The sequence below is a fragment of the Tenacibaculum profundicola genome (assembly GCF_057220795.1).
The window spans coordinates 152948-166524 of the sequence record NZ_CM170137.1; the positions used below are offsets into that span (position 1 = coordinate 152948).

The following is a 13577-nucleotide window of genomic DNA, read 5'->3' on the forward strand; positions in this document are numbered from 1 at the left end:
TGGTAAATGGTATTATAAACTAAAAAAGGAGAGGGTTTTTAAATCCTCTCCTTTTTTAGTTTATAATGCAATTTTATTTATGAATACATCTTTTCTCTTAATTCTTTAACCTTTGAATCACTCAAATACTCATCGAATGTAGCATGTTTATCGATAACCCCTTCAGGAGTTATTTCAATAATTCTATTAGCTACTGTTTGTGCAAATTCGTGATCATGCGTAGTGAATAGAACAGTTCCTTTAAAATTAATTAACGAGTTATTTAAGGATTGAATAGATTCAAGATCTAAGTGGTTGGTAGGTTCATCTAGCAATAAAATATTAGCTCTTGTCATCATCATTCTTGACAACATACAACGCACTTTTTCCCCTCCAGATAAAACATTACTCTTTTTTAATGCTTCTTCACCAGAGAAAATCATTTTACCTAAAAATCCTCTTAAGAAAACCTCTTCTCTTTCCTCTTCCGTTTTTGCGTATTGACGCAACCAATCAACTAAGTTTAATTCACCATTTTGAAAAAAACTTGAATTGTCAGACGGTAGGTACGATTGAGTAGTGGTAACTCCCCAGCTATATTTACCTGTGTCAGCGTTTTGATTACCAGTTATAATTTGATAAAAAGCAGTGGTAGCTTTAGAGTTTTTAGAAATTACTGCAACTTTGTCACCTCTGTTTAAATTGATATCTACATTCGAAAATAATAATTCTCCCTCAGCATCTGATTTTGATAAATTTTCTATGTTTAAAATTTGATCTCCAGCCTCACGATCTCTGTCAAAAATAATAGCAGGATATCGACGACTTGAAGGTTTTATTTGCTCAACATTCAGCTTTTCAATCATCTTTTTACGAGAAGTAGCCTGTTTTGATTTCGCTACATTGGCAGAAAAACGACGAATAAACTCTTCCAACTCTTTCTTCTTATCTTCCGCCTTTTTATTTTGTTGCATACGCTGTTTTGCAGCTAATTGACTCGATTCGTACCAAAAAGTATAGTTACCAGAGTAATGATTAATCTTACTAAAGTCTATATCAGAAATATGCGTACACACCGCATCTAAAAAGTGACGGTCGTGAGACACGACAATTACGGTATTATCATAGTTGGCTAAAAAATTCTCTAACCAAGAAATAGTTTCAAAATCAAGGTCATTGGTAGGCTCATCCATGATTAAAACATCTGGACTTCCAAATAACGCCTGTGCTAATAATACACGTACCTTCTGCTTTCCATCTAAATCTTTCATTAAAGAATAATGTGTTTCTTCTTTAATTCCTAAGTTAGAAAGCATTGCCGCTGCTTCAGAATCGGCATTCCATCCATTCATCTCCTCAAATTTCACTTGTAGCTCACCAATTTTCTCAGCATTTTCGTCTGTATAATCAGCATATAAAGCATCTATTTCTTTTTTTATTGAAAACAATTCTTTATTTCCCATGATCACAGTTTCTAATACAGGTAACTCATCAAAAGCATAGTGGTCTTGAGAAAGTACAGACATTCTTTTACCAGGCTCTAGGTGAACTTGCCCTGAAGTAGGGTCAGCCTTTCCTGATAAAATCTTTAAAAAGGTAGATTTACCCGCGCCATTTGCTCCAATAATTCCATAGCAATTACCTTGTAGGAATTTTGTGTTTACTTCATCAAATAGTATACGTTTACCAAATTGAACTGATAAATTAGAAACTGATAACATTTGTAAAATTTTAAATTTTGTGCAAAAGTATAAAATATAAAGGGGTTAAAAGAATTTGTGTAAAAAATTTTAAATCATAAATTTGCGGTTTATTAAATTCTTTTAACAACGAATTAACAGCATAATTCTTAATAGATATTTACATTTGAATACTACTCTAAAGTACGCGGAAACGAAATGATTAAATATTTGTACACCTTATTGCTACTTGTAATTTTAGTTGGATGTATTAATTCCAAAGAAAGGAAGCATACTTATGTCGGAGGTAAAATAATCAATCCTAAAGGATGTTACGTCGTTTTTTCTAACGATTATGATTTTCAGGATACTATTTATTTGGCTAAGGATAATACATTTATAGGAGAATTTAATGACCTAAAGAAAGGTTTATATCGTTTTGAACATGGGCCGGAACATCAGTATATTTATATCGAACCTAAAGATAGTATACTATTTAGGTTAAATACTTGGGATTTTGATGAATCGCTGGTTTTTAGCGGAACAAATGCACAGCGAAACAACCTTTTAATTGAAAATTTCTTGCAACATGAGCGTGAGAAAATGGATTTGTTAATATGTAAAGAGAAATCACCTACTTTTTTTGTTGCAAAAGTAGATTCATTGTTGAAAATTAAAGAAGAAATTTTAGCAGACTATAAAGAAGAGTATCAAAATGAATCATCTAGTTTTTTAGAGATTCTGAATATTTCATTAATGTACCCAGTTTATGCTAATTTGGAGTGGTACTCAGCGCATAACTACCTTAAAAACGAACCCCAAAATATTGGAGTTAATTATTACAACTATAGAGAAGCTATTGATTTAACAAAAGATTCATTATTATTTTATAATCCATATCGCAAGTATGTTATAGAAAAGGTACATAATGAATCGTACCGTAAAGGGTTTACCGAAAAATCGGAAGAATTCGTCATAGAACTTCTTAAAAATATTGACAAGGAAATAAAAGATGAAAATCAAAAAAATGAGTTGCTTTATGAAATAATGCTTTATAGTTTTAAAAAAAGAGAAAAAAATAATTTTTATAAAATGGCGTTTTTCACTTTTTTTAACTTGAGCTCAAATATTGAAGATAAAAAGAAGATACAACGTCTAATTAATGATTTAGAACTTTTAGAGAATAATGCTAAAATGCCTAGCTTTAAGCTAGAGGCACCTACAGGTAATTGGTTAGATGTTTCTGATGTGATTAATAATAAAAACACAGTACTTTACTTTACTAATTTTAATAAATCATCAATGCATCATAGTGTTTCTGTAAGGTTTAACTATTTCATAAAGAAATATCCACATGTAAACTTTAAAATGGTTCATCTAGAAAGGAAGAACACGAAAAAAAAATATGTAAACAGTATTGATATCAAATATCAGTACAAACTGCCAGAAATGAGCAAGGCAAATGAATTTCTTACAAGTGACTTTTCTCGATTAATTTTAGTAGATAGAAGAGGCGTTGTTCAAAACAATTATGCGACGCTATATGCACCTGATATAGAGGAACAATTAAAAGAGTTAGAAAAAAAATAAGGATTTTTGTTGTTGTTAATTTAAAATAGCGTACTTTTGCGCCGTCCAAAATCTCAGTAAGGAGATAATATTAATAATAAAGAATTCATAGATGGGCATCTGTGAATTCGTTAAATTCACAGTATGTCAACATTTTTAGAATTAGGCCTAAAAGAGCCTATAAACAAAGCCTTGATTGATTTAGGCTACGAAACACCTACAGTAATTCAGCAAAAAGCTGTTCCTCAGATTATAAATTCGGAGCAAGATTTAAAAGCATTTGCACAAACAGGTACTGGTAAAACAGCAGCATTTAGTTTACCGATAATTGAACAAATAGATCAAGACGATAAAAATACTCAAGCTATTATTTTATCTCCAACGAGAGAATTAGCTGTACAAATTGGTAAGAATATTGAAGATTTCTCTAAATATATACCAGAGTTAAAAGTCGCTACTGTTTACGGTGGAGCAAATATCGATCAGCAGATAAAACAACTTAAAAGAGGAGCTCAGGTAGTTATTGGAACTCCTGGTAGAACTGTAGATTTAATAAAAAGAAGAGCATTAAAATTAGGGAATGTTCAATGGTTAGTTTTAGATGAAGCCGATGAAATGCTTAATATGGGTTTCAAGGATGAACTTGATAAGGTATTAGAAGCTACACCAGACACAAAACAAACATTATTGTTCTCAGCAACTTTTCCAAGAGAAGTAGAAGCGATAGCTAGGAACTATATGTCTAATCCAGTTGAAATTACTTCAGGACAGAAAAACCAAGGAGCAGAGAATGTAAGTCATGAATATTATTTAGTTACCGAAAAAACACGTTACCCTGCACTTAAAAGGGTAGCCGATGTAAATCCTAATATTTATGCTATCGTTTTTTGTAGAACGCGTAGAGAAACACAAGAAGTTGCTGATTATTTAATCAGAGACGGTTATAGTGCAGATGCATTACATGGTGACTTATCTCAGGGTCAACGTGATAGTGTTATGGAAAAATTTCGTAAAAAGAATATTCAAATGCTTGTGGCTACCGATGTTGCAGCACGTGGGTTAGATGTAGATAACTTAACACATGTTATTAACCATAAACTACCAGATCAAATAGAAAACTACAATCACCGTAGTGGTCGTACAGGTAGAGCCGGAAATAAAGGGATCTCTATTGCGCTTGTCACAAGAAAAGAAAAAGGACGTTTGAATCCAATTGAGCGCATAATAAAGAAAAAGTTCGTTCATACACAAGTGCCTACAGGAAAAGAAATATGCGAGAAGCAACTATTTCATTTAATTGATAAGGTAAAAAACACGGATATTAACGATAATGATATAACCGCTTTCTCACCAACGATTTATGAAAAATTAGAGGGCTTAACTCGTGAAGAATTGATTCAAAAATTTGTATCGATCGAGTTTAATTCTTTCTTATCGTACTATAAGAATGCTCCCGATTTAAATGATTTGTCATCTAGAGATAATTCTAGAGGGAATTCGACTAGTGAAGATATGACCCGATTTTTTATTAATTTAGGGAGAAAAGATAAATTGAATCCTGCTAAATTAATTGGACTTATTAATGAGCAAGGAATTGGAGATAAAATAGAAATAGGAGCTATAGATATATTAGATACTTTTTCATTTTTTGAAATAGATAAAAATTTCGAAGAAAAGACCTTATCTTCTTTTGATAGCAACAGACCTGATTTTAACGGTAGAACTGTAAATATCGAAATTACTAAAGCTGATAGAGGAGGAGGAAAATCTCGAAAGCGTGGAAATAGTGGAGGTGGATTTAAAGGAAAAAGGAGAAGTAAAGACTCAAGTAAATCTTCATCTAGTAGAGACTTTGGAAGAAGAAGAGAAGACTCTGGTAGCAACAAAGCACATGCTGGAGGAGGATTTGGAAGAAAACGAAGAAGAAGTTAATGAACTTCAAAAAAATATGACAAGGGATACTAATTTTTTTAGTATCCTTTTTTTTATGTCATACATAAAAGACGTTCTGTCAAATTGTAATAATATCATTTGAATTTACCGTAATAAAACGTCCTTTTTCCCTTTCTATTTCACTATAAATAGAAATCATAGCTATTGTTATTATTGATTTTTCGATCTTATATAAAGAAAAAAATACTCATTTTCTTTGACAGTAAATTCAAACAATAACTGATATAACATTTTTGATGTTAATTTACCGATCATAATTGTTTATGGTAAATAGTGTTAGCTTATATATTCCTATTAACTATAACAATAATATAAGAAATAGAACAAATAAAACTTAGGGTAGTAGTAAAGAAAATACCGTATGATTAAAATATTTGAGTCGATGTTTAGAGGTTGGGTAGATACTATATTTATTAAAAATTAACTTTTTAATATAATGTTAGTTAAGCTTTGTTTGTATCTACCCGTTCCCCTAAAAAAATCGTTATTGATCACTTAATAATTGGAGAGGTGAACAATGATTTTATCCTATCAATAATACCTTGTAAAATGCTAAATATGGCATCTGATGAAAAACCACCAATTAAAGCCAACATGCTTTTGCTAAAAAGATTCATATTTTTTGGGTTAGCTGCGTCAAATGATATGATTTCTGACATGAGTATACCAGCAATTATACCTAATAATATTTGCGCGATATATGAAATAAATTCCTCGGCAACTAGCGTACAATTTTTAACAGCTTCACTGACTTTTTTCAAAAGAAAAAATAATACTCCTAGTCCAGATACAGATGAAATAAAAGCTAAATTTAACAATAACGATAGTCCATCGTTACTCATAATGCCTTCATTCAATGATTGATTATTAACCTTTGGAGATAGGCTAGTAGTAATAAATACGATTAAAAATACGACCGCAAGTAAAATTAAATTTCTGACTAAAGGAAGTTCATTAAATATAGATTTACCACTATCTGAATTCCGCAGTTTCTTTGTAAACTCAATTGATTTTGGTGTTGCCGGAGCTATATTTTTTGCAAGTAAGTTGTGTGCATTAATTAAATCATCTACACTACTATTTTGAATTAAATCATTTATTTCAGTATTAATAATGATACCATTGTGAACGGCATAGGAGAGCATATTGTTGATTTCTCTGCTTAGTTCATCTTTAACTTCTTGGGATATGCCAACTGTATTTTTTAATTTAACATTAGGTAAAACGCTAGTTTTTGTGTTCGAAGTAGCAATAGTCATATGTACAGGCTTTATTTAAAAAATAGATATAGTTGATGGATGATAAATGTTTCTTGAAGAACCAAAAACATAATTTAGATTTTTATTATAATCGCAGTGATTTACTTGTTCGTTAGTTTTTTAGTCATAATCTGATTTAGACGACCTTATTTTAGATGATATGGTAGCATCATATATCTCTAATGTATGATATGTGTAATCAGCAGTACCATTCCAATCATCGTCAATGTGTAAATGAGCGGTAAATTTTTTAATAGCATAACCAATTTTTTTAGGGGTAATAGAAACGTTATGTTCGCCTAATAAACGAATGATATTCGATTTTTTTCTAAACCCAGTTGTTCGTATAGTTCCAGCAACATTCAATTTTACGGCAGAACTAGTAGCAGTTAGGGGAGCAATCTCTATAATCCCAGAAATAATATCACTACAGGTGAAAACAGTTAATGAAAAATGAACTGTTGGTACTCTAGTGGAGTCAAAATTTCCAATGATCCCTTTTACTGAATAGCTATCTGAAATTCTCTTTGTTACTGTTTTCGTTTTATTCGTAATACTCATTCATTCAATTTAGGTTATACTATTTTTGTTAAGTGATACTTTAACTTTGGGAACATACTTATGCTAGAATTACATCTTGTAACTTCATAAGATTAAATTCTGTAAATTTCAGTTTTAAATGTAATTTTTAGAATCCTCATAAGCTGAAATTAGTCCATGAGCGTGGTTAAATGAAGTATAAGCGTTGTAAAAATGTGATTATAAGAAAGTTTTTTATAAAAAAAATGAAATAAGTTTTGAAAAATTAATCTGTTGATTTACATTTGCGTTAAATTTATTAAAACTAAATCTAAATAAAAATGAAAAGAGTTATACTTTCAATGTTGACAATTTCAGCTTTAGTATTTGCTTCCTGTTCAAATGATGACGATGGAGTAACACCAGAACCAGAAGTTCAAGCGCCAGCCACCTATACCTTTACAAGAGACGGAAATTCAACTGTTAGCTTTTCGGGGCAATCAACCCGAATTGCAATGGCGGAAAAGTTAATTACGGCTTTAAAGGACAAATCTAAGACCAAAATGGAATTGGATTCTATGTTCGCAAGAAAACTTACTACACACACTTATTTTAATGACCCTGCATTGGATGGTTCATCAAAAAATATTCGTAGTAAGACAGCAGCTTCTGTTGATTACTTCTCCGATAATAGTGCAGAAGCTGGCGTTATAAAGGAAGACTTTGACGGTTTTATCGCTAACCAAGTTTCAGAAGTTTTCCCAAGATGGGATGAAGTTGCAAGCATCGGTGTTGCTGGTAAAATACAAGAAGCAAGCGGAGGAGATTATCGCTATGTGAACGCTAAGGGACTTGAGTACAACCAAGCTTTCGCAAAGTCATTGATAGGAGCATTAATGGTAGATCAAATAATAAATAACTATTTGAGTCCTGGGAAATTGGATGAAGGAACTAATATTGCTGATAACAATAATAATGTATTAGCGGAAGGTAAGAATTATACGAATATGGAGCACAAATGGGATGAGGCTTTTGGTTATTTGTATGGTGCTGAGGAAGATGTTACGGCTCCGGTTTTGGGTATTGGTAGCTTCTTAAATAAATACTTAGGTAAAGTTAACGGAGAGGTAGGAAGTCCATTTAATGGAATTGCAGATGACATATACGATGCCTTTAAGTTGGGAAGAGCTGCAATTGTAGCAAAAGATTATGAGTTAAGAGACGCTCAGGCGGCTATCATCCGTGAAGCTATATCGAAAGTAGTAGCTGTAAGAACGGTACATTATTTACAAGCAGGGAAAGCAAGTTTAGCTTCAGATAAGGCGACTGCTTTTCATGATTTATCAGAAGGATATGGTTTTGTGTATTCATTACGCTTTACTCAATCTCCAACTGGTAGCCCTTATTTACCGAAAGCTGAGATAGATGCATTCTTGACTAGTTTACAAGAAGGTAATGGTTTTTGGGAGATCGAAACAAGTGTTTTAGATAGTATCTCTCAAAGAGTCGCTTCTGCATTTGGTTTTGATGTAGAAGACGCTATATAACATATATATAAACATATATATTACAAAAAGTAGCTGTTAAAATTCAGCTACTTTTTTTATATTTGTAAAAATTTATTTAGAATAAATAGAGATAGTAATGATGAAAAGAGCCTTATTTATACTTGTGTTGGTAGTATTGGGTGTTGCATGTAGTTCAAATCCAGATAATCCTAACACTTCCACAGATGATAATTTTGATAGAAGTAAAATATTAGTAAACGTAGCAGATAATATAATTATCCCTTCGTTTAAAGATTTGAACAGTAAGTTGACTGTTTTAAAAGAGAAAGCGGTGGCATTTACCGACGCACCAACTACCTTGACCTTAGAAGAAATAAGATCAGCTTGGTATGAGTCTCTTAAATCATGGCAACATGTGGCTATGTTTAACGTAGGGAAAGCCGAAGAATTAGGATTCGTTAATTTTATGAACATTTACCCGGTTTCTGTAAGCGATGTTGAAAATAATATTAGTAACGGAGGCTATGACTTTGACCACCCTAATAATCATGATGCACAAGGTTTTCCAGCTTTAGATTATTTATTGTATGGTGTTGGAAATATGGATACAGAAATATTGGAAAAATATACAACGGATGCAAACGCAGCTAATTATAAGAAATACGTGAATGATGTTGTTTCGAAAATGAGCGATGTTATAACATTAATCGTAAATGATTGGGAAGGTAGTTATAGACAAACTTTTGTCCAAAGTACAGATAATAACGCTAACAGTTCATTAAATAAATTAGTGAACGATTATATCTTTTACTATGAAAAACGATTAAGAGCTGTGAAAGTTGGAATTCCTGCAGGAAATTTTTCATCGAACCCATTACCAGATAAAGTAGAAGCAATTTATAAAAAAACGATATCTAAAGAGCTTGCGTTAGAAGCCCTTCAAGCGGTGAAAGATTTTTTTAACGGTACTCATTTCAATTCCAATACAACGGGCGACAGTTTTAAAACCTATTTAGAGTACTTGGATAAAAATGACTTGGCTGTTAAGATTAATAACCAATATGATTTAGCGAGAGACGAAATTAATACGTTGAATGCAAATTTCTACGAACAAATCAATACCGATAATATTAAAATGAGAATGGCTTATGACGAATTGCAAAAAGCAGTTGTTTTATTAAAGGTAGATATGTTGCAGGCATTTAATGTAGATGTAGATTATGTTGACGCCGATGGCGATTAGTCACTTAATTCAGAAAAAATATTAAACTGTCTGTTCATCCAGACAGTTTTTTTATAAGTGTATGTTTGTGAAGAGCTATATATCAAAACAAGTAAATGCTGCACCTTTGGCAGTTTTTCGCCTTTTCTTTGGCGTTATGATGCTTTTCAGTATCGTAAGGTTTTGGTATAACGGATGGATAGAAAAACTCTATTTAGAACCAAAATTTCACTTTTCATATTACGGTTTTCAATGGGTGAAACCCATAGGGTATTATACCTATTTATTATTTATTATTTGTGGAATAGCAGCCCTTATGGTTGCTATTGGTTTTAAATATAGATTCGCAATTATAACTTTCTTTTGTAGCTTTACCTACATTGAATTAATGGATAAAACCACGTATCTCAACCATTATTATTTTGTAAGTTTAGTTAGTTTTCTATTAATATTTTTACCAGCAAACAAACATTTTTCCATTGATTGTTATCACAAAAAGAAAGAATACGTAACAGTATCTAGATGGACTATTGATAGCATAAAACTTCTATTAGGAATTGTATATTTGTATGCAGGATTAGCCAAATTAAATACAGATTGGTTATGGAGGGCAATGCCATTAAAAATTTGGCTACCCTCGAAATACGATTTACCTTTAATAGGAAGTAACTTAATGCAAGAAGAGTGGTTTCATTTTGCGATGAGTTGGTCAGGGGCGATATACGATCTAAGCATACCATTTTTGCTATTGTACAGAAAAACAAGACGATTTGCATTTGTTTTGGTAGTTTTTTTTCATGTATTTACAAGGGTTTTATTCCCTATAGGAATGTTTCCTTTTATTATGATCGTTGGAACCTTAATATTTTTTGAAGGGGATGTTCATGCTAGAATTATTACCAACATAAAAAAACTAGTAGGGAATTATAAAACACCTATTAAAATCATGGGGGCTTTTACATACTCAAAAAGAAAAGAGAAGCTAACGAAAGTTATTGTTGTGGTGTTTTTCGCCATTCAAATTGTTTTGCCATGGAGATATTTATTGTATCCTGGTGAATTATTTTGGACGGAAGAAGGGTACAGGTTTTCATGGAGAGTTATGTTAATGGAAAAAGCGGGGTATTCTGTATTTAAGATCGTTGATGGCAAAACAGGTGATTTTTTTTATGTAGATAACAAAGATTTTTTGACATCCTTTCAAGAAAAGCAAATGAGTTTTCAACCCGATTTCATTTTAGAATATGCTCATTATTTAGGAGATCATTTTAAACGTCAAGGACACAAAAATATTGAAATATATACGGAAAGTTACGTAGCTCTTAATGGACGTATGAGCCAGCTGTACATTGATCCGACAGTGGATTTATATCAACAAAAAGAAAGTTTTAAACATAAAAAGTGGATTATACCTTTTAATCATGAAATTAAAATTAAAGGAATTTAGATTTTTCTTACTATTATGGATGATTATACCATCTGTTTTTTCACAATACAAAGTAACTGGAATCATTACTTCAGATACTAATAAAGGATTAAATAAAGCACAAATTTTTGATAATTCTTGGGGGCTTTTGACTCAGTCCGATGTTCAAGGAAAGTATTCGTTTCAAACCAATAAAAAAGAACTAGTACTTATTTTTTATGCAGATAATTTTAAAATCACCAAGAAAAAAGTTGTACTCGATAAAAAAGAAAATAGATTTAACATTGTGTTAGATTCTTTTACAGAAGAGTTGTCTGAAATTTCAATTAAAGCGCAAAAAAGAGAAATATTCGAATTAAAAAGACTCTTAGATGTTGAACAAACAGCAATTTATGCTGGAAAAAAAACAGAAGTTATACTGTTAAATCAATCAACGGTAAATTTAGCAACCAATAACGCCCGTCAAATTTATAGTCAAGTGGTAGGCTTGAATATTTTCGAGAATGATGATGCTGGTTTGCAATTGAATATCGGAGGAAGAGGCTTAGATCCAAACAGAACTTCAAATTTTAATACAAGGCAAAATGGGTATGATATCAGTGCAGATGTGTTAGGATATCCTGAAAGTTATTACTCTCCACCAGCAGAAGCCGTTGAACAAATTCAAATTGTTAGAGGAGCAGCTTCATTGCAATATGGAACCCAATTTGGTGGCCTGGTAAATTTTGTGTTAAAAAAACCGAACCCTAATAAACCTATTGAAATAGTAACCAGAAACACCCTAGGAAGTAATAATTTGTTTACTAATTTCACTAGTGTAAGCGGAACAAGTAATAAATTTGAATATTTAGCATATTACAATTACAAACAAGGTGATGGATTCAGACCAAATTCAGCGTTTGAAGCTAAAAATGCTTTCGTTCATTTAGGATATGAATTTAATAGCAATACAAAACTTGAAGGCGAAGTTACCTATTTAAACTACTTAGCCCAGCAAGCAGGAGGTTTAACCGATGGTATGTTCTATGAGGATATGTTTCAGAGTAATAGATCACGAAACTGGTTTAAAGTGGATTGGTTATTGTATAATGTTAAATTTTCTCATGAATTTACGGAGAATACAAGGTTAACGGTAAGCTTGTTTGGGTTAAATGCTTCTAGGAAGGCAGTAGGTTTTAGAATCAGAAGAGTTAAAGATATTGATGATGGTAGTGCAAGAGAACTCTTAATAGGTGATTTTAATAATTTTGGTTTTGAAACTCGTTTTTTAGATACGTATCAATTTTTTAATAAAAAGGCTACCTATTTACTAGGAGTGAAATTTTATAAGGCTGATAATTCATCCATTCAAGGACCGGGAACAGAAGAGTCTGATCCTGATTTTTCTTTAATGACAGAAAAATTTCCTAATTATACGTATCAATCGGATTTTACAAATCCGAACTTAAACATGGCTGTATTTGGCGAGAATATAGTGTATATTAATGATAAATTATCCATTACACCAGGTTTTCGACTAGAATACATTAAAACAGGAAGTACCGGTTGGAAAAAAGTGGTGAATGAAGATGGTGCTGGAAACCCAATAGGTTTTGAAGAAGAATTTAATGATCTAACGAAAGAAAGATCTTTTGCTTTACTGGGTGTTGGGCTTGGATACAAGGTGAATAAAGCCCTAGAAGTATATGCAAATTTATCTCAAAATTATAGATCAATTACTTTTTCCGACGTAAATATTGTAAACCCTTCCAATGCGATAGATGAAAACTTGAAAGACGAAACTGGATTTACGGCAGATATCGGAATTCGAGGAAATTATAAACGTATAATATCATACGATACAGGTGTTTTTGCATTATTTTATAATGATAAAATCGATTTTTTTAACACTAGGATTCCGCCAGTAAATAATCAGGGCTTGTTGCGAACGAATATTGGAAATTCGAGAGTTTTAGGAATTGAGTCATTAGTCGACTTTAATTTGAAGAAGATATTTCAATTAAATAATGAGTATAGCTTCAATTACTTTTTTAACACATCATTGATATCGTCAGAATATACCAAAGCAATTAGTCCGGCAATTGAAGGGAAAAAAATGCCTTTTGTGCCAGATGTTAATTTTAAAACAGGTGTTAAATTTGGATATGAGAATTTCTTTTCTAGTTTACAGTATACCTATTTGTCAGAGCAATTTACAGATGCCCAAAATTCAACAGGAGTCGACGTGAGTGGTATTATTGGAACCATTCCTTCCTATAGTGTTTTTGATTTTTCGTCTTCTTACAAATATAAGATGTTCAAATTAGAAGCAGGAATCAATAATGTATTTAATGAAAAATACTTTACAAGACGTGCTACAGGATATCCAGGACCAGGAATTATACCTTCCGCTCCGAGAAGTTATTACGTAACATTACAATTCAAGTTATAATGTAATTTAGATTTATTTTAAATAATAGGTTA

Annotated in this window: 9 protein-coding genes; 6 read left to right on the forward strand and 3 right to left on the reverse strand. The window is 31.7% G+C overall.

Going from position 1 to position 13577, the window contains the following annotated elements; genetic code table 11:
• Positions 1 to 77: 77 nt before the first annotated feature.
• Complete coding sequence (locus AC2TDS_RS00660) at positions 78 to 1700, reverse strand: ABC-F family ATP-binding cassette domain-containing protein (protein WP_484737199.1); 1623 nt, start codon at positions 1698 to 1700, stop codon at positions 78 to 80.
• A gap of 177 nt (positions 1701 to 1877) precedes the next feature.
• On the opposite strand from AC2TDS_RS00660, the gene AC2TDS_RS00665 reads away from it, so the two are divergent.
• The gene (locus AC2TDS_RS00665) at positions 1878 to 3248 is read left to right on the forward strand and encodes a hypothetical protein (RefSeq protein WP_484737200.1); all 1371 of its coding nucleotides are present in this window, start codon (positions 1878 to 1880) and stop codon (positions 3246 to 3248) included.
• Positions 3249 to 3371: 123 nt separating this feature from the next.
• Positions 3372 to 5159, forward strand: a complete 1788-nt coding sequence (locus AC2TDS_RS00670) for a DEAD/DEAH box helicase (protein ID WP_484737201.1) — start codon at positions 3372 to 3374, stop codon at positions 5157 to 5159.
• A 512-nt stretch (positions 5160 to 5671) separates the two neighbouring features.
• On the opposite strand, the gene AC2TDS_RS00675 is transcribed toward AC2TDS_RS00670, so the two are convergent.
• Complete coding sequence (locus tag AC2TDS_RS00675; RefSeq protein ID WP_484737202.1) at positions 5672 to 6439, reverse strand: hypothetical protein; 768 nt, start codon at positions 6437 to 6439, stop codon at positions 5672 to 5674.
• Positions 6440 to 6559: 120 nt separating this feature from the next.
• Positions 6560 to 7000: a DUF1842 domain-containing protein gene (locus AC2TDS_RS00680; RefSeq protein ID WP_484737203.1), complete on the reverse strand. Its 441-nt coding sequence runs from the start codon at positions 6998 to 7000 to the stop codon at positions 6560 to 6562.
• 299 nt (positions 7001 to 7299) lie between these two features.
• Between AC2TDS_RS00680 and AC2TDS_RS00685 the strand changes: the two genes are divergently transcribed.
• The 4 genes from AC2TDS_RS00685 to AC2TDS_RS00700 all read left to right on the forward strand — a co-directional run bounded on the left by AC2TDS_RS00685 (position 7300) and on the right by AC2TDS_RS00700 (position 13545).
• Entirely contained in the window at positions 7300 to 8505 is a 1206-nt protein-coding gene (locus tag AC2TDS_RS00685) for a DUF4856 domain-containing protein (RefSeq protein ID WP_484737204.1), read from the forward strand.
• Between the two features lie 97 nt (positions 8506 to 8602).
• Entirely contained in the window at positions 8603 to 9709 is a 1107-nt protein-coding gene (locus tag AC2TDS_RS00690; RefSeq protein WP_484737205.1) for an imelysin family protein, read from the forward strand.
• A gap of 67 nt (positions 9710 to 9776) precedes the next feature.
• On the forward strand, positions 9777 to 11135 hold the full coding sequence (locus tag AC2TDS_RS00695) for an HTTM domain-containing protein (RefSeq protein WP_484737206.1): 1359 nt from the start codon (positions 9777 to 9779) through the stop codon (positions 11133 to 11135).
• Positions 11110 to 13545 (forward strand): TonB-dependent receptor family protein, encoded by a 2436-nt coding sequence (locus tag AC2TDS_RS00700; RefSeq protein ID WP_484737207.1) that lies wholly within the window; start codon positions 11110 to 11112, stop codon positions 13543 to 13545. The genes AC2TDS_RS00695 and AC2TDS_RS00700 overlap by 26 nt, the downstream gene beginning before the upstream one ends.
• Positions 13546 to 13577 lie beyond the last annotated feature (32 nt).

Excerpts from the sequence above, each read along its gene's own strand:
- AC2TDS_RS00670 (WP_484737201.1), top strand. The coding sequence starts at position 3,372 with ATGTCAACATTTTTAGAATTAGGCCTAAAAGAGCCTATAAACAAAGCC.
- AC2TDS_RS00675 (WP_484737202.1), bottom strand. The coding sequence starts at position 6,439 with ATGACTATTGCTACTTCGAACACAAAAACTAGCGTTTTACCTAATGTT.
- AC2TDS_RS00660 (WP_484737199.1), bottom strand. The coding sequence starts at position 1,700 with ATGTTATCAGTTTCTAATTTATCAGTTCAATTTGGTAAACGTATACTA.
- AC2TDS_RS00690 (WP_484737205.1), top strand. The coding sequence starts at position 8,603 with ATGATGAAAAGAGCCTTATTTATACTTGTGTTGGTAGTATTGGGTGTT.
- AC2TDS_RS00685 (WP_484737204.1), top strand. The coding sequence starts at position 7,300 with ATGAAAAGAGTTATACTTTCAATGTTGACAATTTCAGCTTTAGTATTT.
- AC2TDS_RS00665 (WP_484737200.1), top strand. The coding sequence starts at position 1,878 with ATGATTAAATATTTGTACACCTTATTGCTACTTGTAATTTTAGTTGGA.
- AC2TDS_RS00700 (WP_484737207.1), top strand. The coding sequence starts at position 11,110 with ATGAAATTAAAATTAAAGGAATTTAGATTTTTCTTACTATTATGGATG.
- AC2TDS_RS00680 (WP_484737203.1), bottom strand. The coding sequence starts at position 7,000 with ATGAGTATTACGAATAAAACGAAAACAGTAACAAAGAGAATTTCAGAT.